Source organism: Bradyrhizobium sp. 23AC, from assembly GCF_054863025.1.
This window is the reverse complement of the sequence record NZ_JAVAYN010000022.1, coordinates 73,232-96,543: the sequence shown is the minus strand read 5'-3', so window position 1 is coordinate 96,543 and position 23,312 is coordinate 73,232. Positions and strand designations below refer to the sequence as shown.

The 23,312-nt window shown below is 57.8% G+C and carries 22 protein-coding genes and 1 pseudogene; 16 read left to right on the top strand and 7 right to left on the bottom strand.

Annotated features, from left to right (window positions below; genetic code table 11):
* Window positions 1-39 precede the first annotated feature (39 nt).
* The 4 genes from RAD10_RS35040 to RAD10_RS35025 all read left to right on the top strand — a co-directional run bounded on the left by RAD10_RS35040 (window position 40) and on the right by RAD10_RS35025 (window position 4,886).
* The gene (locus RAD10_RS35040; protein WP_461621010.1) at window positions 40-885 is read left to right on the top strand and encodes an MBL fold metallo-hydrolase; all 846 of its coding nucleotides are present in this window, start codon (window positions 40-42) and stop codon (window positions 883-885) included.
* 87 nt (window positions 886-972) lie between these two features.
* Complete coding sequence (locus RAD10_RS35035) at window positions 973-2,061, top strand: Zn-dependent alcohol dehydrogenase (RefSeq protein WP_129142480.1); 1,089 nt, start codon at window positions 973-975, stop codon at window positions 2,059-2,061.
* Between the two features lie 74 nt (window positions 2,062-2,135).
* Entirely contained in the window at window positions 2,136-3,686 is a 1,551-nt protein-coding gene (locus tag RAD10_RS35030; protein ID WP_461621009.1) for an acyl-CoA synthetase, read from the top strand.
* Window positions 3,687-3,806: 120 nt separating this feature from the next.
* Window positions 3,807-4,886 (top strand): phosphotransferase family protein, encoded by a 1,080-nt coding sequence (locus RAD10_RS35025; RefSeq protein WP_461621008.1) that lies wholly within the window; start codon window positions 3,807-3,809, stop codon window positions 4,884-4,886.
* A gap of 167 nt (window positions 4,887-5,053) precedes the next feature.
* Here RAD10_RS35025 and RAD10_RS35020 read toward each other — a convergent pair whose 3' ends face one another.
* Window positions 5,054-6,229 carry a thiolase family protein gene (locus tag RAD10_RS35020; RefSeq protein ID WP_461621007.1) on the bottom strand — a complete coding sequence of 392 codons (1,176 nt, stop codon included), beginning with the start codon at window positions 6,227-6,229 and terminating at the stop codon, window positions 5,054-5,056.
* Window positions 6,230-6,869: 640 nt separating this feature from the next.
* On the opposite strand from RAD10_RS35020, the gene RAD10_RS35015 reads away from it, so the two are divergent.
* The 7 genes from RAD10_RS35015 (at window position 6,870) to RAD10_RS34985 (ending at window position 12,987) form a co-directional block, all read left to right on the top strand.
* The gene (locus RAD10_RS35015; protein ID WP_461621006.1) at window positions 6,870-7,997 is read left to right on the top strand and encodes an acyl-CoA dehydrogenase family protein; all 1,128 of its coding nucleotides are present in this window, start codon (window positions 6,870-6,872) and stop codon (window positions 7,995-7,997) included.
* Window positions 7,994-9,190, top strand: coding sequence for an acetyl-CoA C-acyltransferase (locus RAD10_RS35010; RefSeq protein ID WP_461621005.1), 1,197 nt, complete (start codon window positions 7,994-7,996; stop codon window positions 9,188-9,190). Before RAD10_RS35015 ends, RAD10_RS35010 begins: the two co-directional genes overlap by 4 nt.
* Before the next feature lie 13 nt (window positions 9,191-9,203).
* Complete coding sequence (locus tag RAD10_RS35005; RefSeq protein ID WP_461621004.1) at window positions 9,204-9,965, top strand: SDR family NAD(P)-dependent oxidoreductase; 762 nt, start codon at window positions 9,204-9,206, stop codon at window positions 9,963-9,965.
* 95 nt (window positions 9,966-10,060) lie between these two features.
* Complete coding sequence (locus tag RAD10_RS35000; RefSeq protein ID WP_129142487.1) at window positions 10,061-11,224, top strand: acetyl-CoA C-acetyltransferase; 1,164 nt, start codon at window positions 10,061-10,063, stop codon at window positions 11,222-11,224.
* A gap of 86 nt (window positions 11,225-11,310) precedes the next feature.
* Window positions 11,311-12,099 carry an enoyl-CoA hydratase/isomerase family protein gene (locus tag RAD10_RS34995; RefSeq protein ID WP_208738459.1) on the top strand — a complete coding sequence of 263 codons (789 nt, stop codon included), beginning with the start codon at window positions 11,311-11,313 and terminating at the stop codon, window positions 12,097-12,099.
* Window positions 12,100-12,335: 236 nt separating this feature from the next.
* Window positions 12,336-12,899, top strand: a complete 564-nt coding sequence (locus RAD10_RS34990) for an IS66 family transposase (RefSeq protein WP_461621003.1) — start codon at window positions 12,336-12,338, stop codon at window positions 12,897-12,899.
* Window positions 12,874-12,987 (top strand): transposase domain-containing protein, encoded by a 114-nt coding sequence (locus RAD10_RS34985; RefSeq protein WP_461621002.1) that lies wholly within the window; start codon window positions 12,874-12,876, stop codon window positions 12,985-12,987. Before RAD10_RS34990 ends, RAD10_RS34985 begins: the two co-directional genes overlap by 26 nt.
* Before the next feature lie 260 nt (window positions 12,988-13,247).
* Here the strand turns inward: RAD10_RS34985 and RAD10_RS34980 are convergent, their stop codons facing one another.
* From RAD10_RS34980 to RAD10_RS34960, 5 genes and pseudogenes are all read right to left on the bottom strand, one after another.
* The gene (locus tag RAD10_RS34980) at window positions 13,248-14,015 is read right to left on the bottom strand and encodes a crotonase/enoyl-CoA hydratase family protein (protein WP_129142489.1); all 768 of its coding nucleotides are present in this window, start codon (window positions 14,013-14,015) and stop codon (window positions 13,248-13,250) included.
* Between the two features lie 45 nt (window positions 14,016-14,060).
* Window positions 14,061-14,288: a hypothetical protein gene (locus RAD10_RS34975; RefSeq protein ID WP_461621001.1), complete on the bottom strand. Its 228-nt coding sequence runs from the start codon at window positions 14,286-14,288 to the stop codon at window positions 14,061-14,063.
* Between the two features lie 245 nt (window positions 14,289-14,533).
* Window positions 14,534-14,785: pseudogene (locus tag RAD10_RS34970) on the bottom strand (helix-turn-helix domain-containing protein); the annotation flags it as partial.
* Window positions 14,786-14,788: 3 nt separating this feature from the next.
* The gene (locus RAD10_RS34965) at window positions 14,789-15,154 is read right to left on the bottom strand and encodes a hypothetical protein (protein ID WP_461621000.1); all 366 of its coding nucleotides are present in this window, start codon (window positions 15,152-15,154) and stop codon (window positions 14,789-14,791) included.
* Between the two features lie 288 nt (window positions 15,155-15,442).
* A complete protein-coding gene (locus tag RAD10_RS34960; protein WP_461620999.1) occupies window positions 15,443-16,222 on the bottom strand; it encodes an enoyl-CoA hydratase/isomerase family protein in 780 nt (259 codons plus the stop codon).
* Between the two features lie 391 nt (window positions 16,223-16,613).
* On the opposite strand from RAD10_RS34960, the gene mmsB reads away from it, so the two are divergent.
* From mmsB to RAD10_RS34940, 4 genes are all read left to right on the top strand, one after another.
* The gene (mmsB, locus tag RAD10_RS34955) at window positions 16,614-17,528 is read left to right on the top strand and encodes a 3-hydroxyisobutyrate dehydrogenase (protein ID WP_129142492.1); all 915 of its coding nucleotides are present in this window, start codon (window positions 16,614-16,616) and stop codon (window positions 17,526-17,528) included.
* 71 nt (window positions 17,529-17,599) lie between these two features.
* Complete coding sequence (locus RAD10_RS34950; protein ID WP_129142493.1) at window positions 17,600-18,121, top strand: flavin reductase family protein; 522 nt, start codon at window positions 17,600-17,602, stop codon at window positions 18,119-18,121.
* Between the two features lie 215 nt (window positions 18,122-18,336).
* Window positions 18,337-19,608: an LLM class flavin-dependent oxidoreductase gene (locus tag RAD10_RS34945; RefSeq protein ID WP_129142494.1), complete on the top strand. Its 1,272-nt coding sequence runs from the start codon at window positions 18,337-18,339 to the stop codon at window positions 19,606-19,608.
* Complete coding sequence (locus RAD10_RS34940; RefSeq protein WP_461620998.1) at window positions 19,608-20,405, top strand: alpha/beta fold hydrolase; 798 nt, start codon at window positions 19,608-19,610, stop codon at window positions 20,403-20,405. The genes RAD10_RS34945 and RAD10_RS34940 overlap by 1 nt, the downstream gene beginning before the upstream one ends.
* Before the next feature lie 556 nt (window positions 20,406-20,961).
* On the opposite strand, the gene RAD10_RS34935 is transcribed toward RAD10_RS34940, so the two are convergent.
* Window positions 20,962-22,452: an aldehyde dehydrogenase family protein gene (locus tag RAD10_RS34935; RefSeq protein WP_461620997.1), complete on the bottom strand. Its 1,491-nt coding sequence runs from the start codon at window positions 22,450-22,452 to the stop codon at window positions 20,962-20,964.
* Window positions 22,453-22,587: 135 nt separating this feature from the next.
* Here RAD10_RS34935 and RAD10_RS34930 point away from each other — a divergent pair, with 135 nt between their 5' ends.
* Window positions 22,588-23,286, top strand: a complete 699-nt coding sequence (locus RAD10_RS34930; RefSeq protein ID WP_461620996.1) for a GntR family transcriptional regulator — start codon at window positions 22,588-22,590, stop codon at window positions 23,284-23,286.
* Window positions 23,287-23,312 lie beyond the last annotated feature (26 nt).

Genomic DNA, 23,312 nt, shown 5'->3' with positions numbered 1-23,312 from the left:
ATGGCTCGTCCCGTGAAATCGAAACCGAAAGGAAGCATCATGAGCTGGAAGATCGGGAACATCAAAATAACGAAGATCGTGGAGGTTCAGGGCACCGGCGCCATCAAAATGGTGCTCCCTCAAGCGACGGATGAGGAAGTCCGGAAGCTAACCTGGATGGTCCCTGATTTCGCGCAGCCAGACGGAATGCTGAAGAGTTCGATCCACTCACTTGTCCTGGAAACTGGAAATCGACGGATTGTCGTGGACACCGGGCTTGGAAACGACAAGCAAGGGCGACCCATCGATGATTGGAATGGTCTCCAGACATCGTTCTTGGACGACATGACCAAGGCGGGCTTTCCTCCCGAGAGCATCGATACCGTGGTTTGCACACACCTTCACGTCGACCACGTCGGCTGGAATACACGACTGGTCGATGGGAAATGGGCGCCGACCTTCAGCAAGGCACGCTACGTATTTGGTAAGCACGAGTTCGACTACTGGAAATCCTCGCGGCAAAGGCCGATGGATGTTGCGGTTTTTGATGACTCTATCGCACCGATTGCGGAGGCGGGCCTCGTTGACCTCATTCCTTCCGATTACAAGCTAACTGACGAGATCACGATGATCCCAAGCCCCGGGCACAGCCCAGGACATATGAGCATCCATATCAAGTCCGCTGGCGAGGAATGCCTGCTCTTGGGCGATGTGGCACATAGTCCCGTTCAAATGCACTACGTGGGATGGTCCTCCCATGTCGATTTCGATGGGGAACAATCGGCTCGAACACGATGGGACCTATTCTCACGTTTTGCGGATCGGCCTGTGCTGGTGATCGGTGGTCATTTCGATGGCGGATACATCAAGCGCAGCGGGGATGCATTCCGCTACGAACTCGCTTAGCGAGACCGATCCCGCTTGCAACGCGGGATGACATTACGCTCGGCAAGGCAGTTCTGGTTGGCTAACAGGGCCAGGAGAAAATTGCGGATGAAGGCAGCGGTATTTTACGAGTCGGGCAAGCCGCTCGCAATCGAGGATGTATGCGTCAAGAAGCCGGGTCCCAGGGAGGTTCTCGTTCGCACGAGAGCCGCCGGTCTGTGCCATTCCGATCTGCTCATGATGGAAGGCGCCTTCCCATGGCCGCTGCCGACCATTCCCGGACACGAAGCCTCGGGCGTGGTCGAACAAGTCGGCTCCGAAGTCACCTACGTCAAGCCGGGCGACCACGTCATTACCTGTCTAACGGTATTTTGTGGCTGTTGTGCGATGTGCACGACCGGACGACCCGTTCTATGCTCTTCGACGGAGATAAGACTGCCGCCAGGCGTAGCGGATCGATTCCATTGGGAGCGTCGAGAAAAGCTAAGCCAATTTGTCAACGTCTCAGCATTTGCGGAGCAAATGCTGGTTCACGAAAACGCGCTGGTGAAGATCCGGGAGGAGATGCCGCTCGATCTGGCGGCACTCATCGGCTGCGCGATTATCACCGGCTACGGTGCTGTCGTAAACACCGCCAACGTCCGCCCTGGAGAAACAGTCGCGATTATAGGCTGCGGCGGTGTGGGGATGGCTGCGATCAACGCAGCAAAGATTAGTGGCGCGGGGCGCATTATTGCTATCGATACCAACCCGGCCAAACTGCGGATTGCTGCGACGCTCGGGGCAACGGATCTAGTCAATGCCAGCGAAGTGGATCCTGTCGCACAAGTCAAGGAACTCACCGATGGGGCGGGCGTCCCCCACTCCTTTGAAGTGCTCGGATCCAAATCCACGGCGGAGCAAGCATTTGCAATGCTTGCTCAAGGAGGCTCCGCGACCATACTCGGCATAATGCCCCTTGGTACCAAAATCGAGCTGCATGGCATCGACTTCATAAGGGAGCGGAGAATCCAGGGATCTTACATGGGCTCCAGTCACATCCGGGTCGATATGCCTCGCTTGGTCGATTTCTACCTTTCGGGTCAGCTCAAGCTCGAACATTGGGTCACCGCACGGATCACACTTCAAGATGTCAACGTGGGGTTTGCAAAGATGAAGTCAGGAACGGTTCTGCGAAGCCTGATCGAGTTCAACTAGGCTGTCTACGCTACACAGGTGACACGCCCCTGTTTCGCACGTCCTCTCTTCACAATCCAATGGCGAACAAGACAATGACCAAAGCACCTCTAGAGCTCTACCGTGGCGTCGTTTGTGGCGGCGATCGCCGCACCCACGAAGAAATCGCATTGCGCGTTGCGCGAGCCGCCGGCGGATTGAGCCGTTTGGGGGTGAAGCAAGGGGGCAGCGTATCCATCCTGATGCGGAACGATATCGCATTCATCGAAAGCTCCTACGCTACTATGAGACTCGGAGCCTATGCCGTTCCGCTCAATTGGCATTTCCAGCCTGAAGAAATCCGCTACATCTTGCGAGACTCCGAATCATCAGTGCTGATCGCTCATACGGACCTGCTGCATGGCCTGGCCGACTGGATTCCCCCCGGAATTACAGTTCTCAGCTTAGCACCGCCCGCCTCTGTCACGAACTCCTTCACGATCGACCCGAACCATCTCGTCAGGCCCGCTTTTGCACGTGACTACGAGGAATGGCTCGCGCAGCAAACACCGTACCAAGGACCAGCTCTGCCTCAGCCGCAGAGTATGATCTACACGTCGGGCACGACTGGTCATCCGAAAGGAGTTCGGCGCGAGGCGCCGACGTCTGAACAGCAAGCTCACTCTGAACGTCTACGTTCGACCGTGTCCGGGCTGATTGACGGTGCGCGCGCGCTCATGCCAGGTCCACTGTACCACTCCGCACCCAACGGGTTCGCTCTCCGCGCTGGCAGGCTTGGCGGTGCTCTCGTCATAATGCCACGCTTCGAACCAGAAGAGTTCCTGGCACTGGTGGAGCGCGAGCGCATCGAAATGACCTTCATGGTCCCGACAATGTTCATCCGGCTTCTGAAGCTACCTAAAGACGTTCAAAAGAAGTACGACACGTCGTCTCTGAAGCGCGTCGTTCATGCTGCCGCGCCATGTCCGCCGGAAGTCAAGCGGGCGATGATCGAGTGGTGGGGCCCTATTATTTATGAGTTCTACGGCTCGACGGAATCCGGACCTGTGACTCTCGCAACTTCGGAAGACGCCCTGAAAAAGCCAGGCACGGTCGGCAAGGTGACGCCCTGGGCCGAGCTTCGATTCATCGGCGATGACGGCCGCGCGTTGCCTCCGGGCCAGGTCGGAGAAATCTACTCGCGCATCGCCGGAACGGCAGATTTCTCGTACCACAATCAACCTGGCAAACGTGAAGAGATCGATCGGGACGGATTTGTCACGTCGGGCGACGTTGGCTACATCGATGAGGATGGCTACGTCTTCCTTTGCGATCGCAAGCGCGACATGGTCATTTCCGGAGGCGTCAACATCTATCCAGCCGAAATCGAAGCGGTACTGCACTCCATGAAAGGGGTGCACGACTGTGCTGTGTTTGGAATTCCGGACGCGGAATATGGTGAGTCTCTCATGGCGGTTGTCGAGCCTGTTGCAGGCGCAACCCTTGAGCCGACTGCAATCCGGGACCATCTGAGAGTCTCTCTTGCCGGTTATAAGGTCCCAAAACACATCGAGATCCGGACGGGCTTGCCGCGTGAGGATTCCGGCAAGATCTTCAAGCGGCGGCTGCGCGATCCTTATTGGGCCGCCGCAGGCCGCAAAATTTAGTGCTTAGCGTATTGGACAGGAGCACAGTGAAGGCGGTACTGATCAGAACGTCTCAACTGTCGCCAGTTCGCTTACCGTCTCGCTGGTCAAAATGACATCTTAGGCGAGCTTGGAGCAACCATGATGAGTAGCTGCGCCGACATTCGACCCTACGATCGGATTGATGCGGCTTGGATGACTGCGGTATTGCGGCACGCAGGAATTGACGCGACCGTAAACCGGGTGACGGCCCAGCCAGTCGGAACCGGACAAATCGGCGACAGCGTACGATTTCGAATTGAGTATGCGAAGGCACCGGAGATCGCGCCCTCGTCCCTCGTCGGTAAATTCCCATCATCAAATCCCGAAAGTCGCGCTCACGCCATGAGGCGCGCAAACTATTTGCGCGAGGTCCGCTTTTACCAGCATCTGGCAAGCTCAGCGAGAATCCAAACGCCTCGTTGCTGGCTTGCCGATGTCGACGAGACGACACACGACTTCGTTCTCCTGATGGAGGACCTGGCGCCCGCGGAACAAGGCGATCAACTCACTGGAGTGTCGCTCGACCAAGCGCGAAGCGTCCTCGTCCAGGCAGCGAAGCTGCACGCTTCCCATTGGGGCGATGACAGTCTCGATGACTTGTCTTGGGTATCCAATTCCAAAGCATCTCCGTCTGACGGAACGTCCGAGCAGAGGATCGTTTCTCTCTGGGAGGGATTCAAGAGCCGTTACCGATCCTGGTTGCGACCGGACTGGATCGTGGTTGGCGATCAAATCGCGCCCAACTTTTATCATCTGGTACGCCTTCATGACGGTCCACGGTGCCTAGCTCATTGTGACTTCCGCCCCGACAACATGATGTTCGCGAGCGAAAGAGGCGGCAAACCCGTGACAGTGCTCGATTGGCAATCCTATGCTTATGGTTTAGGCGCGACAGACGTCGCCTACTTTCTGGCCGGCGCGCTTCCTTCGGGCACGCGACGCCGTGCGGAGCAGGATCTCCTTTCGCTGTACCATCGCACACTGATTGAAGAAGGCGTTCACGGCTACGATATGGATCTCCTTCGCCGGCAATACGGGCGCGGTGGCTATCTGCTGTTCATGACCGCCGCAGCCGCCGCAATGACCGTAGGCCGAACATCTCGGGGAGATCGAATGTTTCTCCAGATGCTTGGCGCAGCCGCCGAACATCTCCTAGAGCACGATGCCTGCAAACTGTGACCCCTCTCGAGGTCACACATGACACATGCCTTGTATCTGAGTTAGCCGTGTCTCATAGTGCCTGGGGCAGAGCACAGCGAGTCACAAGCACATCCGACAGAACGAACGAAAGAGCGGCCATTTGCCTCCCAAGCGGCAGTACTATCGGGCCACTAACATCGAGGGCATTAAAGTCTCTCAATGATGGTAGCGTTCGCCATCCCCCCGGCCTCGCACATGCTCTGCAGACCATAGCGCCCTTTGGTCCGCTCGAGCGCATTGAGCATTGTGGTCATCAGACGTGCGCCCGATCCGCCAAGCGGATGTCCAAGAGCTATAGCTCCTCCACAAGGGTTGAGTCGGGCAGGGTCGGCCTTCAATTCGCGATTCCAGGCCAGGGGCACACTCGCGAATGCCTCATTTATTTCGAAGTGGTTGATGACATCGACGGTGAGCGATGCCTTGGCCAAAGCTCTCTGCGTCGCGGGTATTGGAGCCGTCAGCATCAACAGAGGGTCGTCGGCGATTACATCGAAAGCAACGAAGCGGGCGCGAGGCCGGAGGCCCAGACGATCAGCCGTCTTCTCCTCCATGATGAGCAAAGCAGATGCGCCGTCGGTGATCTGCGAGGAGTTGCCGGCAGTCACTGCCCACGCCAGGTTGGGATACCGCTGGGCCAATTCGTCGTTGCGGAAAGCTGGCTTGAGCAGCGAAAGCGATTCAACTGTGGTCGCCGCGCGAATCGTTTCATCCTTATCGACCTTGGCATCGCCCGCGTCGACCGGTATGATCTCAGCTGCGAATGCGCCCTCTTGAGCAAGCGCTGCTTGCTTGTGAGAACGAACCGCATAGGAATCGAGCTCGTCCCGCGAAATGTTCCATCGTTGGGCAACCATTTCCGCAGCAATGCCTTGCGAAACCAAGCCCGGCGCGAACCTCGCGCGCACCGCGGGCCCAAGATCGTCCATACGCATCCTGTTCGAGCCCATCGGCACCCTGCTCATGGATTCGACGCCACCGGCGATCACGATGTCATAGGCACCGGCAGCGACGCCTTGAGCCGCGAAGTGGATTGCCTGCTGACTGGAGCCACACTTCCGATCGATGTTGGTTGCCGGTATATGCACTGGAAATCCTGCCGAAAGGACCGCCATACGTCCGACATTGGCTTGCTCACCGGATTGAGTCACGCAGCCTACGATCACATCCTCTATCCGCCCGGGATCGAGCCGATTTCGAGCGACCAGCCCTTTCAATACGGCGGCGAAGAGGTCGACGGGATGGACCTCTGATAGGGCACCGCCCTGCTTTCCTTTGCCCATAGGGGTCCGCACGGCATCTACGATTACGGCGTTGCGGGTCAAGTCGCTGCTCCACTTCCGGGTTTTCGAGAACGAACGGGATTCACTTACTGACGGTCAAGTACGATGGACGTACCCAGCCCGTCGAAAATTAGGATCCAAGATTCTGCAGCGGCGGGGACGAAGATGGCCGAGTTCTCGGCACTCCGAGAATATACGAGCCCACATTTTACCCTTCTGGCCGCAGTTCAGATCATTTACTAGCACTTGCTATGCAAATAGCAAGTAGGCACAAAAAAAGGAAAATGTCGCCTCCTTCCTTCTTCCTACCCGGGCTAGGGGCGCATTGGCTCCATCGGCATGGCGGCCCTCAGTGCTTCAGCCCTCTTGAGCATCAGAGTGGTCGCATCGTGTCGTCGAAAGGACACCAAGATCGTTGGATATTGTGGTCCTGGAGGATCGATCACGTCGAGAGCTCGCGTCGCGGCCTAATGTGGCGCTCTAAGCGCAGTGACAGGCGTGATCCGGTTCTGTTTCTATCTCTCCGTCGGCGCGCATACCTCAAACGTCCCTATAGTAAAGCTCGCCCAAAAAAAACACTTGCTTATCGATCAACTAGCAGTAGATTGGCTCCCGCGCTGCACTGTGGATCTTCTGTCACCGATCGATAGAGGTTTTGGCATGCTAATGACCGAACGATTTAATGCTTCTTTCAGAGACCCAAAGAGCCGTCGCTGAGTCGATCCGATCTTTCTCCCGGGAGAGGATCAAGCCGCATTCGCGCGCGTTCGCGGATAGCGGCGGCTTTCCCCCGCAGCTGTTCGAGGATCTGGGAGCTCTTGGGTTGTTCGGGATGATCGCACCGGCGAGCTATGGCGGCGCTGAGAGCGACTACGTCTCTTATGCACTTGCGCTCATGGAAATCGCAGCGGCGGATGGGGCCCTCTCGACCCTTGTCTCGATCCAAAACTCGATCATGGTTGCCGGCATCCTCAAGCGGGGCACCGAGGAACAAAAGGCGCGCTTCCTCCCCCTCCTGATCAACGGCCGCACCATCGGGGCGTTCGCGCTGACCGAGCCGGACGCCGGGTCCGACGCGGCCGCGGTCCGAACGCGCGCGATTCGGACCGACGGCGGGTGGATCATCACAGGTAGCAAGCAGTTCATCACGTCGGGGAAGATTGCGGGGTTGGCCATGGTCATCGCTGTAACTGACCCGACCGCAGGCAAACGGGGTCTGACAGCCTTCCTGGTGCCGACTGATCGAAACGGCTACGAAGTGGAGAAGGTCGAGCACAAGATGGGACAGACGGCGTCCGATACCTGCAGCCTTCGATTTGAACAGCTATTCGTGGAAGACGAGTTGGTCTTGGGGAGCCCCGGTGAGGGCTACCGCATCGCGCTCGCAAACCTTGAAACCGGACGGATCGGGATTGCTGCCCAATGTGTCGGCATGGCAGAGGCCGCGCTTGAGCTCGCCGTCGCGTACGCAAAGGAGCGACGGTCAATGGGCAAAGCGATCATTGAGCATCAGGCAGTAGGATTCCGGCTCGCCGATCTGGCTGCGAAGCTGGAGGCAGCACGTCAACTGACGCTCCACGCGGCCGCTCTCAAGGACGGCGACGAGCCCTGCTTGAAGGAGGCATCCATGGCCAAGCTGGTTGCGAGCGAAACTGCTGAGACGGTCGTCTCCGGCGCACTGCAGACGCTCGGTGGCTACGGCTACCTTGAGGAATTTGGGATCGCAAAGATCTACCGCGATGTCCGCGTCTGCCAGATCTACGAAGGCACTTCGGATATTCAGCGCATGGTCATTTCGCGCGCATTATGAGGAGCGACACGTTGCCTGATGCAGTGGTGATTGCAGGTTATGCACGAACTCCTATGGGTGGCTTTCAGGGATCCCTATCATCTCTCAAGGCGATAGATCTCGGGGCGGCAAGCGTTCGCGCAGCTGTTGAGCGGGCGCGCGTGCCCTTCAATTCGATCGAGCGCATCTACATGGGTTGTGTCCTTCCTGCAGGGCTGGGCCAGGCGCCGGCACGGCAAGCCGCGCTGGGCGCCGGCCTTGCAGAGTCGGTGCAGGCGACCACCATCAACAAGATGTGCGGATCCGGGATGCAGGCTGTCGTTATGGCCGCTGAAGCGCTGCAATCTGATGCCGCAGAGGTCATCGTGGCGGGCGGTATGGAGAGCATGACCAACGCACCCTATGCACTTCCAAAGCACCGCTCGGGAGCCAGGATAGGCCACGATCGCGTGATCGATACCATGATGATGGACGGTCTGGAAGATGCTTACGAACGTGGAAAGCCGATGGGCGCATTCGCCCAAGCGACCGCAGACCTCTATCAATTCAGCCGCGAGACGCAGGACGCCTACGCTTTGCGTTCACTCGAGCGTGCCCGGGCTGCCATCGCGAATGGAGCTTTTGTCGATGAGATTGTGCCCGTCTCCGTCAAGACGCGCGGCAGCGATGTACTGGTCGATACCGACGAACAGCCAGGAAACGCACGCCCCGAGAGGATCCCTTCGCTCAAGCCTGCATTTGCGAGCGACGGGACCATTACTGCCGCAAGCTCCGCGTCCATCTCCGATGGAGCCGCAGCGCTGGTGATGACGCGGGAAAGCATCGCGCAGCGGCTGGATCTACCGGTGCTCGCGCGTGTTATTGGCAGCGCAGCTCACGCGCAAAGCCCAGCCCTTTTTACGACGGCACCGGTCCAGGCGATCAAGAAGTTGCTGGCCCGTGTCCGCTGGACCGTCGCCGACGTTGACCTTTTCGAGGTCAATGAAGCCTTTGCCGCCGTCGCCATGATTGCGGCGCGTGACCTCGGCATCCCGGTTGATCGCCTTAACGTCAACGGCGGCGCGACCGCGCTTGGACACCCAATAGGTGCGTCAGGTGCGCGCATCATTGTGACTTTGCTTTCTGCCCTAAAGAACCGGGGTCTACGGCGGGGCGTTGCAAGCCTCTGCATCGGTGGCGGTGAAGCGACTGCCATGGCTTTCGAGCTCAATTGAAGGAATCCGTCGGATGAATATTGATGGCGTTGCTGCAATCGTCACTGGTGGCGCATCAGGTTTGGGAGCCGCCACGGCGGAGCGCCTGAGCCAGGCTGGTGCAAAGATCGCTATTTTCGACCTGAACGAGCCTGCTGGCAACGAGACAGCCGGGCGGCTGGGCGGCACTTTCCACATCGTCAATGTCGCCGACGACAAATCCGTCGAGGACGGAATGTCTGCGGCAGAAGCGGCGCATGGCGTCGCGCGCGTGCTCGTCAATTGCGCGGGTGTTGCGCCGGCGATCCGGGTCGTTGCGAAAGACGGCATTCCGCACCCCCTAGAAGCCTTCCGTAAGGCGATCGAGGTGAATCTGATTGGTAGCTTCAACACCACAGCGAAATTCGCCGCTCGATTGGCCGTGGCCGGGTTCGGCGGCGAAGAAGCGGGCGTGATCATCAACACCGCATCGGTCGCGGCGTATGACGGGCAAATCGGACAGGCGGCCTACGCAGCTTCCAAGGGGGGCGTCGTCGGTATGACGCTGCCGATTGCTCGCGACCTTGCCCAGCATCGCATCCGCGTGATGACGATTGCTCCTGGAATTTTCCTCACTCCAATGCTGATGGGTTTGCCAAAGGCCGCGCAAGAAAGCCTCGGCAAGCAAGTTCCACATCCTTCGCGGCTGGGGAAGGCCGAAGAATATGCGCACCTCGTCGAGAGCATCATCACTAACCCCATGCTTAACGGCGAAGTCATTCGCCTAGACGGTTCGATCCGAATGGCGCCGAGATGAACGCGTCGACATTGTCGTCATCAGTAAGGTCGTTGCGGTCTCACTACCGCGAGACAGCGGGCTAGCAAGCACAAGGCGAATGAAGGAGCGCGATTATGGCCGAAGCGTATGTTATCGATGCTGTGCGCACCGCCGGAGGCAAGCGCAAGGGTAAACTGGCTGATTGGCATCCGGCAAACTTGGGAGCCGAAGTGCTCGACGCTCTGATCGAGCGAACCGGAATTGATGCCGGTGTCGTTGAGGACGTCATTCTCGGGTGTGTGACGCAGGCGGGCGAGCAGGCGTTCGCCTTTGGGCGGAATGCGGTGCTCGCCTCTCGCAAGCTCCCGCAGACCGTGCCTGCGGTGACAATTGATCGTCAGTGTGGCAGCTCTCAGCAGGCAGTACAGTTCGCAGCGCAAGCGGTCATGTCTGGCACACAGGATGTTGTGATTGCGGCCGGGGTCGAAAGCATGACTCGCGTGCCCATGTTCTCCAATCTGTCCTTCCACGCGAAAGAGGGGGTTGGAACCGGGCCGCTCAGCGACCGAATCAAAGCCCGTTACGGCGTCGGCGAATTCAGCCAATTCGAAGGTGCCGAAATGGTCGCCACGAAATACGGTTTCAACCGCGAGATGCTCGACCGCTTTGCACTTGAGAGCCACCAAAGGGCGGCCGCCGCGAGCAAGCGCGGTGACTTCCGCCGCGAGATCGTCCCTCTAGCGATCGAAGGCGGACTGCATGACGTGGACGAGGGAATCCGCTGGGATGCATCCATTGAGGCCATAAGCTCCGTAAAACTGCTTAAAGAAGGAGGCGTGATTTCCGCCGCCAATTCCAGCCAAATCTGCGACGGGGCGTCCGCTGCCCTGATTGTCTCGGAAGAGGCGCTGAAACGACACGATCTCAGACCGCTCGCGCGCATCATCAACATGACGGTTACTGCCGGCGATCCCGTGATCATGCTCGAGGAGCCAATCAGGGCCACAAAGCGGTCACTGGATCGCGCCGGCTTGAAAATCGATGACATTGATCTCTATGAAGTCAATGAAGCATTTGCGTCGATTCCGTTGGCTTGGATTCAAGCGACCGGCGCAGATCCCGCGAAGCTCAATGTCAACGGAGGTGCTATCGCGCTCGGGCACCCGCTAGGTGCGAGCGGCACCAAACTGATGGCGACGCTGATTCACGCCCTCAAGGCACGCGGAAAGCGCTTCGGTCTTCAGACGATGTGCGAGGGCGGCGGTGTTGCGAATGTCACGATCCTCGAGGCGCTCTGATCTCGCTGCCGTTCGTGCCCGAAGGAAGGCCCTTGGAGCTATCCCCGATTCGTTAGGCTGGCGCTGGATGCTGCAGAGAGGTGCTCATGAGTGAAGCTTCAGTATTGCTTGCAGTCGAGCATAGCATTGCTCGGATCACACTAAATCGGCCCGAAAAGGGGAATGCGCTCGACCAGGCGATGGCAGACGCGCTGCTCGATATAGCTATTCGCTGTGCATCAGACGAGGCTATCCGGTGCGTTGTGCTGACCGGGGCGGGCCGCATGTTCTGCGCAGGCGGCGACGTCAGCGTCTTCGCAGCGAACAGCGACAATATCTCAGGGTTTCTGGCGCGGTTGGCCGGAACTCTGCACTTGGCGCTGTCTCAGTTCGCTTCGATGCCAAAGCCGCTTCTAACCGCCATCAACGGACCGGCTGCCGGAGCCGGTCTCAGTTTAGCGATCGCGGGGGACTTAGTACTTGCAGGCCGCTCCGCGAACTTCGTGGCCGCTTATGGGGCAATTGGGTTTACACCGGATGGCGGCATGACCTGGACGCTGCCGCGTCTGGTTGGCTTAAGGCGCGCGCAGGAGATCCTTCTCACTAACAGGCGCGTAGCGGTTGAAGAAGCGGCTGCGATTGGCCTTGTGACGCGAATGGTGGAGGACGATCAGCTTATTGCTGAAACCGACGCTGCCGCCAAGACGTTGGTGTCCGGCGCGGTGGCAGCGATGGGGCTCACGCGTCGCCTGCTACACGAGAGTATGTCGTCAGACTTTGCCAGCCAGATGGATCGTGAAGCCAGAAGCATAGCGGCTACAGGCGGATCGTCCGAGGGACGCGAGGGTCTCGCCGCGCATCTCGCCAGGCGCAAGCCGAAGGTTATCGAAGGATAATTGATGACCGAGGCGATATCGTTGAGGTCCCGCGTGCCGCCGGCGGGCGCCGCGACGGCGTCCTAGCAATCTGGCATCCAGCCGATCTTGGCGTGAAAATCATTGACGCCATCGGTGGTCGACGGGCATCGATCCGTCGCGGTCGACGACCGTCTCGTCGGCTGCTTAACTCAGGCCGATGAGCAGGCCTTCGAGTTCGGGTGCAACGGTGTTTTGGCGTCGAAGCGCCGTCGGCGGTGATCTATTACGCCTCGAGCGACCGATGGGGCGAGCATCCCCAGACGCATGTGGCCGCCTTCGCCGATATCCTGCAGGCGGATTGCTATAGCGACTTCGAGCCGTTGTTCGATTCCGCAAGGGAAGGCGATCCCGATCACGCCGGCATTCTGCTTCGCCCATGCGAGGCGGGCTTCTTCGAGCTGGCCGAGATCGAGAAGAAGGCCAAGGGAGGCAAGGGCAAACCGGTCTCCCCGATCAGGCTGGAGGCGGTCAGATGCCTCGATACGTTGTTCGAGATCGAGCGCGCATCAACGGACTCAGCGCGGACGAGCGGCGTGCCAGGAGAGAAGCAAGCCGGTGCTCGTCGATATGCACGACTGGCTACTCCGCGAGCGAGAGATCCTCTTCGCGCCCCTTCCGAGGTCCTGAAACCCATGAATTACATGCTCAGGCGCTGGGCCGACTTTGCCCGCTTCCTCGACGAGAGCAAGATCTGCCTCAGCAGCAACGCCGCCGAAAGAGCGCCGCGCGGCATGATCTTGGGAAGGCGTGCTTATGATGATCACGACCTGTCGTCTTAACGATGTCGATCCCAAGGCCTGGCTCGCCGACGTCCTCGCCCGTATCGCCGATCTTCCCGCGACGCGTCTGCACGAACTGCTACCCTAGGAATGGAAGTTCCTGCGCCAAGCCGACAAGCCCGCCGATCAGCAGGCCGTCTGACTTTCACGCAACGCCATCATAGAGCTCGCCGTTCCCCGCGCGCATACGTTAATCAGGCGGTCTTCGTCGTGCGTACAAGCTGGGTATCATTCACTCGATAGCGCTCTCAAGACGCGAGCCGGCCTGCGGCGCAGCGCTCACAAAGATCTTGAGAACCGGTTCTGCCGCAATCAAAACCGGCGCTCCGTTGTCGAGACGGCCGCTGCTTATTTGCCTTTCCAGTTCGGCGCGCGCTTTTCTGCGAAGGCAGCCGCGCCCTCGCGGGCATCATCGGACACGAAAACGGGACGGACGATCTCCTGCTGCTTCTTCCACATCTGATCTTCCGGCCAGAGCCTGGAGTCGACGATCACCTGCTTCGATGCCTTCACAGCGAGCGGACCATTGGTGCCGATCGCAGCAGCAAGCTCGAGCGCGGCGTCGAGCGCCGGGCCATCGGTCACGCGATTGATGATGCCGAGCTCGTAGGCGCGCTGTGCGCCGAAGAACTCGCCCGTCAACGCGAACTCCATTGCCACGCGGAACGGCATCTGGCGCGGCATGCGGATCAGCCCGCCGGCCGCAGCAGCCAACCCGCGCTTCACCTCGGGGATCCCGAACTTGGCGTTGCGATTGGCGACGATCATGTCGCATGACAGCGCGAGCTCCATCCCGCCGGCGAGTGCGTAGCCGTCCACGGCCGCGATCAGCGGCTTCTTCGGCAGCGCCTCGGTGAGGCCGGCGAAGCCGCGGCCCGGGATCGATGGCCGCTCACCCTTCAGGAACCCTTTGAGGTCCATGCCCGAGCAGAACGTGCCGCCGGCGCCGGTGATGATGCCGACGCTGATGGCATCGTCTGCGTCAAGCCGGTCGATCGCTGCAGCAACGCCCTGAGAGAGGGCGAGGTTGGCCGCGTTCTTAGCTTGCGGTCGGTTAAGCGTGATGATCAGAATAGGTCCGCGGACTTCAGTAAGGACCGGAATTTCTTCGGACATCGCCTTCGTCTCCTGTTGCCGTGCTTATTGTTTCAGAATGATGCTCTAGCGGGGAGCCATGCGGATGGCGCCGTTGAGGCGGACGTCTTCACCGTTGAAGTAGCCGTTGGTGATCATGGTCAGCGTCGAGGTATCGAGCTTGTTGCGCTCCTTGAGCGCGGTGGGCACGGTTGCTGCCAGGTGCTGCGGATGCAGATGCGACAGCGCACCCTTGCCCGGCTTGCCGATGCCGCGCGGCGTGCGGACCACGTCGATGACGTATGCTTCAGCCATGCGACTCCCTTGGCTTTGGATGTTCTAGTACTGTGAGCTCGTGCCAATGGCTCTGATGCCGCCGCGCTTTCCGCCTTGCGCGGACGAAGGCGTCAGCGGTGAGTCGTCACCACAAGCGGCTCAGCAGTTGTGTTGCGCTGATCTTCGGAGCGCGAGTTGATCGCTTGCAGCATGGACGGTTGCCCCGCTTCACGCTGGCGTTCGGCGGTACAATCAGGCTTGTCCGCACACAATGGGACGCCGGGCGCGGCGGCGTGCGGTCCGAGAGCATATTTCTGCGCCTGCGGCAGGTAGGTCAATTGGCCGATCTGGGTGAGAGTCAGCGTCAGACGGGAGACCGTCGATCGCGGAAGTCCACAGCGATCGGCGATTTCGCGATTGCCGAGGCCTATGCTTCGACCCTCAAAGCAACGCACAATGTCGAATGCGCGCGATACGACCTGTATCACGCGCCGGTTGTCCGCGTCGCTCATCAGTACCCGAGATCGACGTCCCATCGTTTAACCCTCCAAGTAACCCGATCCGATCCACACGCGGTTGAAGAGCCATAATGCGAGTCGGTCGCGATCCCGTAGCTCTGCTCGCTCGGTGCGAGATATCAGACCCGCCAGCGGCATCACCCGATTGATGGCCGCGTTTGGTGTCGAGTTCAGCTGCTTCGTAGTAGCCGCTGACACGGCTCGCTTAGACGCCATGCGCTGAAGTTCGTCGTAGATCCTGCCCGCTTTGGCGCCCTGGTCGCTTGCCTCGACGTCCGGGGGAATGTCGCGCGTGATGATCATGCCGACACCGCGCCACTTGCGTTCGGCGAAGAGGGCCGCTTGCCGGACAAAGGCAGTTTCGGCATGTCCGGGTCCGACATGCATTGAGCCCCTGATCGCCAGGTTCTTCAGCTGGTGAACCCGAGATCAAGCCGGGAAAGTATTTTTGTTTTCTATGGCTGACGAGCATCAAGCGCATCGTTTTCTAGGCATTGTCATCCCGCGGGCTCCAGGAGCTCTACAGACTCATCGAACGCTACGTCAGTCGTCCAAGTGGGCAATAGTTTCTTGCTCATGTGTCAATTCGACTGGGCAGCATTCTAATGCAAGAGGTGAGAACCGTCGCTTTTGACACCCGACGACGACTTTCAAGCGATCCCTCAACTCACGACCTTAAAAGCGCGGTCGTCTCTTCTGAGTGAATGCCGCCAAGCCTTCTATGAGTTCGTTGTCGCGCAAGCTGTCGCGGCTGCGCTGATCAGCCGCGGCCTCGTCGAGTTCGCCACGAGCGAATTCGTTAAGAGCGCGCTTCATGCCGGCCATGGCTTTGGGCGCGTTGCCTGCTAGAATTTCCGCTAGTCTGTCGACTGCTGCGTCAAGCCGCTCCGCCGGAACGATTGAATTGAGATAGCCGATCCTCAACATCTCTTGGGCGCTGATCTTCTGCGCTGTCAGGAACAGCATCTTGGCATTGTCCAGCCCCAAGCGCGAAACGTATCGCTTTATTCCGCTCTTGTAATAGTGGAGCCCAAGCCTTGCCGCTGGCATAAACATCTCGGCGGTGTCGACGCCAATCCGGAAATCGCAAGCAAGGGCGAGGTCCGTTGCCCCGCCATAGACACCGCCGTTCAACCGACAAATTGTAGGCATGCTGAGATCCTCAAGACGATTGACCGCTGCTTCGAATGCGGACTTTGGCTGCCCCTGCTCGGTAGCAGCACTTCCGGCCACGAGGCTCAAATCGTACCCAGCGGAAAAGGCGCGGCCTTCGCCGGTCAGCACCAGTACACGAATAGCCGGCTTGGACTCAACAACGTCAAAGAGGGTCAACAACTCGCGGAGATCTTCCTCCTGCAAACGATTCAACTGCTTTGGCCGACTAAGGCGAATAGTTGCGCGAGCGTCTTCGAGCTCAAGAACGGGCCTACCCGCCGTCACTGTGCCGTCGTTCATTGGGGGTAGTCCCTTCCTTTCTGACATTGCGACGCTCGGCCAGCTCTTCGATAACCCCTGCCAGGACCGAGGCGCTCAGTTGCTGCGGGTATACGTATCATCTCCTGAAAGCTTCGTTCCGAACGAGTCCGAGAAGCCCCAGTGAAGCTTGCAATGCCCACTTCATCCGCAGCAATTGTTCAGCTGCTCCAGGCTAGTAGGTACGACACTTGTTTGTCAAGAAGCAAATGGGACGGAGTATTTCACTTTCAGGGAGCGTTTTGCACATTGGATCCTGATGTAAACTCGCGCGGGCAGTGGCGTAAATGGTCAAATCTTTGGCGGGTTATGTCAGCAGGTGCCGGCGACCGAAAGGTACTACTACATCCAAATCTGCTTGGGAGAAGTCGAATTGGCGACGATTGGCTTTGTTGGTTTAGGGAACATGGGCATCCGAATGGCCCGGAACTTGGTAGAGAAAGGGCACCGAGTTCAGGCTTTCGATCTCAACGCCGAGGCCCTGCGCGGCGCAAAGGAGTTCGGCGCCGCAGCGAGCGCCCAGCTTGCCGATGTAACGAAGGGAGCCGAATTCATTATAACCATGCTTCCGACGGGAAAGGAATCCCGGGCCGTGTGGTTGAGCGAAGAAGGACTCTTAAAAAGCGCGAGAGCGGGAGCCGTTCTGATGGACTGCTCAACCGTGGACGTCGACACGGCGCGAGAGCTTGGAAAGTCGGCGAAGACAATTGGTCTAGAAATGCTTGATGCGCCCGTGTCTGGAGGCACGATCGGGGCTGAGAATGCCACACTCACATTCATGTGTGGCGGGGATCGTGCCACGTTCGACAAGGCACACCTAATTTTGTCTGCGATGGGGAAGCGGTTAGTTTATGTGGGAGGCCCAGGTCACGGGCAAGCTGCCAAAATTTGCAACAACATGCTTGCTGGCATCAACACTATAGCTTCGGCTGAAGCGATGGTGCTCGGGCGTAATCTTGGCCTTGATCCCGCGATACTCTTCGATGTGATCGCAAACTCGAGCGGAAGCAACCAAGCATTGCTCTTGGCTTGCCCAATTCCCGGAGTGGTACCCGCAGCGGCCGTGAATAAGGAGTTCAAGCCTGGTTTCACCGGCTCCTTGATGCTCAAGGATCTGCGGCTATCGCAACTAGCAGCACAGGCTAGTAACACGCCTACCACCCTCGGTGCGGTAGCTGCTCAGCTGTTTACGGTGCTTGAGGCCGTGGGGCTCGGACAACTTGACTGTTCGGCTATTGTGAAGCTGGTAACCGGCGAAATTGGTGGCTCGAAAGAGACAAAACGGTAGCTCTCCTAGCTTGAGGCTCTTACCCCTGGCCTCTGTGGCTGCTTATTGCAATAGAGGACATGAGTTAGATCATGTACGGACAGCACGAATGCATTCGACAGAGGCCTCTTGAACAGAGCGTCCTTAGGAGAGGTTTGGGTCAATTCCCGACAGGCGTAACAATCGTAACAACACGCGAGCCACGGACAAAGGCACCTATCGGACTTGCAGTCAGCTCGTTCAATTCGCTGTCACTCAGCCCACCCCTCATCCTTTGGAGCATTGGCTTAAGTTCGAGCAGCCTTGGGGCATTTCGAGCGCATGATTACTTCGCCGTGAATATTCTAGCTGAAGATCAGGAAGACCTTTGCAACATTTTCGCCCGGTCCGGGGGTGATAAGTTCAGAGGGGTGGAGTATGACAATGGCGTCTCTGACGTCCCTCTCCTTCGCGGCGCGGCGGCGCAATTTGAATGCAAGACAGTAAGCCGGTATGCAGCCGGTGACCACGAGCTCTACATTGGAGAGGTGGTAAGTCTAAGTAATGCAATGAAAGCACCCCTTGTTTTCCACGGCGGCGGGTTTAAACGGTTAAGCCAAATGCCGGCCGAATGATTTGCTGACTTGGAGCCTAAGCTCACTTCAGCATGAGCTCTGTCCCGCGGAGCAACTGCGTGTTTTGTTGTACTCCTTAGCTAGCTCCCACGCGCCGATGCCCACCAACTGAGTTGTCGCGTTTGGTCAAATAGTTGGCGGACATCGTCAACAATTCGTGCAGTTGATCGAATACTATTCTCGTAAGCACTCGATCAAAACCTCTCGGGGATGGCATGAAGACCATTTTTTTCCATCAGCAAGGCTATCGTGACCTCCCGGAGGACTTCGCGAAGCGCTACGAAAGTGTCTGGGTGACACTCCCCAACGATGAGGTTTGTGATCCAGCGATGGTTCAGAAGTACCTTCGTTGGAACATTGAAGAATATGAGCTGGCGGATGAGCTCGGCTTTGATGGCCTAGGATTCAACGAGCACCATCAGAACGCGTACGGATTTCCTGTTTCACCGAATATGATCGCGTCGATCCTCGCTCGACGTCAATCCGATGTTGCCTTGGTCGTTCTGGGCAACACAATCCCCCTTCATAATCCACCGTTACGAGTTGCCGAAGAATACGCGATGCTGGATTGCTTGAGCGGCGGCCGGCTGGTTGCAGGGCTGCCGGTGGGATCGCCGCCAGATACCGTGGGCAATTATGGCCTTCCGCCAACTCAGGTAAGAGACCGCTATTTCGAGGCGCACCGACTCTTGATAGAGGCTTGGACGCGAAGTGGACCGTTTCCGTTCAATGGCCGCTTTACGAAATTGCGCTACGTCAATCCGTGGCCAAAGCCAATACAGAAGCCGCATCCCCCTATTTGGCTTGCAGGCGGAGGGTCTGTTGAGACTTGGAAGTTCGCGACTGACAACAACTATACCTACAGCTATCTCAGTTTCTCCGGCCTCAAGCAGGCGAAAAGTATGATGCAAGGATACTGGGACCAGGTCGAAGCAGCAGGTTTAGACGACAACCCGTATCGAGCAGGTTTCGCGCAGCTGGTGGTGGTCGGCGCCACTGACGCGGAAGCAGAAACGCTCTACTTGCCGCATATTCGTAACTTCTATTCTAAATCTCTGCACACGCCGAGCTATATCCACAGTCCTCCCGGCTTTAGCACAAAAAAGAGCCTCGAATTTGCATTAGCGCAGAGTATCGACCGCACTGCTCACACGAAGCTCATGGGCGATCCAGCTAGGGCATCGTGGAAAGAATTCACGGAAACGTTCGGAATGGTGGTCGGCGGAAGTCCCGATACCGTTGCTGAGCAGCTGGAGGCCGGCATTCGGAACCTTAGGATTGGCCACCTGATGGTTATTCTGCAAATCCAATCGATGGATCGCGAGATCACTGAATACAACATGCGACTTTTTGCTGAAAAGGTAATGCCTCGCCTTCGTTCCCTTTGGAAGAAGGAGGGCTACCAGGATCGTTGGTGGCCCTCTGGAGCGACTCGCGAAGGTGGCCCAGCACTTCCTCTCAACTCCGCAAAACGGGTCGTGGTCTGATGAGTCTACAAAGCGACGTACGATCGATCGAACTTGGACGCGGCCTCTCGGCTAACTCTGTTCTCTCAAAAGGGAGCGGGCCAGCAGTCGTATATCTACATGGCCTGCTCGGACAACAATGGGATCGCCTACTCGACGGTCTTTCAAGCAAGCGCTCGGTATATGCACCGGAGGTCGCGGGTGCGCATGAGCCGGATGAATTGAAGGCCTTTGATACCATCCACGATCTTACCATCTATGTCGACGATGTCGTTCGGAAGCTTGAACTTGGAACATTTGACCTGATTGGTCATTCCTTCGGCGGGATGGTTGCCGCTGAGTATGCGGCGCTTTTTCCGGAGCGAGTACGGAAGCTCATCCTGATTGATCCCTTGGGATTGTGGCGCGACGACAAGCCAGTGGCTGACTTCACGTACGCTACGCCAGACAAGCAAAGGACTTTGATTCTTGGCTCATCCGATGAAGAGGCTGCGAAGAAGCTTCTGGAGCTTCCTGGCGGTACCACTCATCGAAATCGTGAAATCGTACGCCGCGCAACGAGCATGGCCAGCATCTTACATTTCATCTGGCCCATTCCTGAAAGAGGACTTAGGAAGCGAATGTATCGGATCGCTGCTCCGACGCAGATAATCTGGGGAGAAGATGATCTGATTGTGCCTCAAGCCTATGCAGATGATTTCGCGTCAGCAATCAGGAAATCAGAAATCAAGATCATTCCGAGCGCAAGCCATACACCGCAATTCAACAAGCCAGATGAAGTACTGAAGGCCGCCCTAAGCTTCCTCGATAAGGACTAGGATGGGGGATAGCCTTGCCGGGGCAAGGAGATGTAGACTGCGCATCGGCAGGAAATATCTCGTCCAGTGCGAGGCGGCGCGCCATTTTTACAAGGTGAGTTGGAGAGCTACGAAGAGTAACTGCAACCACGCGATTTCACGATGACGATGAACCACCCGTCCCAACGCGGTCGTACTTTGCCGGAAAAAGATCCCGCGGGGGATGAGCGGCGGCGAATCATTGAGGAGTACGTCGAGGACCTTCGGGCAATTGTTCGCGAGCTGCGCCAGCGGTTGCACTAATGCTGAAGTGTATCTGCGGTGGATCTGAGCGCTAACCGCGATCTGCTTGTATGACGCATCTGGATTCCTGACAAAGGGGCTTCTGGGCGCGGAGCACATCGGAATACGTGCAGCGACCTCCACCTCAAGATCCACCTCCACTCCGGCTCGGTGCTCTGTTGGAGTTGTCCGCGCCTGGCTCTCGGACTGACAGGCGATGGTCGAGAAGCAGAAATATCGTTAGCCTCGGCACGCTCGTTCGCCTAAGCGTTATCGCGAGCTGTGTAGCTGGTTGTCAGCGACTGAGGTTTACAGTAACAGACTTAAGCCGTGAGAAGGACTCAAGTAAAGACTCGAGAGCATTCTCCTTACCAAGACCACTTTCCTTGAACCCTCCGTAAGGTTGGCCCATGAGCTGGCCCTTACCTTGGTTGATTTGGATCCATCCCGCATCCAAAGCGTGGCCTATGCGGATCGCGCGCGCGGTGTTTGCGGAGAAGACAAATCCAGCGAGACCGTAGTGGCTGTCATTTGCCATTCCAACTACGTCGCTCTCATCTCGCCAGGGCACCGCCACCAGAACGGGCCCGAAGATTTCTTCGCGAGCAAGCCGCCAATCGTTCTTGGCGTTGGCGAAAATCGTCGGAACGGTAAAGTATCCTTTGCTCAGAGGACCGCTTTTCGGTGGGAGGCCCCCTGTTAACAAGCGCCCCTCCTGCCGGGACATTCCGTCTTCGATGTATCCACACACCCGATCAAACTGCTTCTTGTTGATCAACGAGCCCATGTCTGACTGTTCATCCAGAGGATCGCCGATCTTGTACTGCTCGACAAGCGCGATGAGCTTCGTCAAAAACGAGTCGTATATACGCTCATGAATGAAAAGCCGGGAACCGGCAGTGCATGATTGGCTCTGCCGAGTAAATCGCATTGCTGAGGCAACACCCTCTACCGCCCATTCTTCATTCGCATCCTCAACAACGATCGTTGGACTCTTGCCACCGAGTTCGAGTGATACCGGCAAAATGCGGTCTGCCGTTGCCGAGATGATGCCGCGCCCTACTGCGGTAGATCCCGTGAAGGACATCTTTTGAATATCAGGATGCGCTACGAGGGCAGCACCACATTCAGGACCGTACCCTGTCAGCACGTTCAGTACCCCCGCGGGAAGATGACGGTTACAGATATTTGCAATCCAGAGAACTGCGAAAGGTGCATCCTCAGCCGCCTTGAGCACAACAGAGTTGCCGGCGGCCAGGGCAGGCGCCACCTTAACGCACGCTATAGCAGCGGGAGCGTTCCAGGGAATGATCGCACCCACGACACCCAAGGGCTCCCTGCGGGTATAGCTAAGAATATCCTCGCCAAGCGGTAGCGTGGCGCCCTTCAACTCGGTTGCCAATCCTCCAAAATACCGGAAGGTGGCCGCGCATGATATTGCTTCTGGTCGTGCTTGTGTGCGAATCGCGTTGCCGGTCTCATGGGCTATTATCTTGGCGAGCTCTTCGACACCTTTCTCGATGTCGTCTGCAATCTTCAGCAGAGCGCGTCCTCTCTCGCTAGGAGGCACCCGTCTCCATTCCTCGAATGCTCTCTTCGCGGCTTGGACAGCTCGGCCGACATCGGAGGCAGTCCCTCGGGGAGTGTGGGCAATCACCGCCTTGGTGGCCGGACACTCAACTGTTATCCGTTCGCCCCCAACACTATCGGCCCACTCACCGCCAATGAGGTGCTTGTTGGGGCCGATCACAACTGAAGGATTTGCCAAACTTTTCTGGGTGTTCATCCCTATCCCTCATTTTGCATCGGGCGTCTTACATCGGGCGCCCGTAATTCGACGTCACGCTAAATGGTATGCAATACGTAGTCAATGGGATGCCAAATTCTGTACAACAGGGTGTCTTTATCCCGAGGGAGAAAAATGACAGACCGCGCTAGCGCTAACCTTAAGCTTGGCCTCTCCCCCGCAAAGGGGCAGCGTGAGCGCGTTCAACGCGCAATCGAGGACAACATCGCTGCAGGCGTGTACAAGCCTGGTCAACGTCTTGATGAGAGAGAGATCGCAGCCCGCCTCAAGGTCTCGCGAACTCCCGTTCGCGAGGCTCTTAATCGTCTAGCGTCTGTTGGATTAGTGGAAGCGCGGCCGAACCAGGGTTGCTTCGTCGCGTCCCTCAGCTTTCAAGACTTCCTGCAGCAATACGAATTTATGGCGGACTTAGAAGCGCTCTGCAGTCGACTTGCAGCTCGACGAATGGAAGAAGTCTCACGTGCTCGTTTGCGACAGTTGGCCCAGGAGGGCCTACGTGCAGCACAGCAAGAAGATCTAGAGGCCTATCTCCTCATCAACACCAATTTCCATCAAACCATCTATTCCGCGACCAAAAATCGCTTCTTGGAGCAATCCGTCGTCGAGGTCCGTAGACGAATGTCTCACTATCGTGATTTTTCAATTCGGCGCGCGGGTCGCTTGAAACAATCTGCAGATGAACACAGCGGAATAACGGACGCTATCGTTCGAGGTGATTCTGACGAAGCGCATCGATTAATGCGCTGGCACATGGAGGTTCTGCGGCCAGATGCTTCAGATTTCTTGATTGCGATATCACAAACCTTGGCTTGAGCAGAAAGATCGGCAGCCATTCTGCT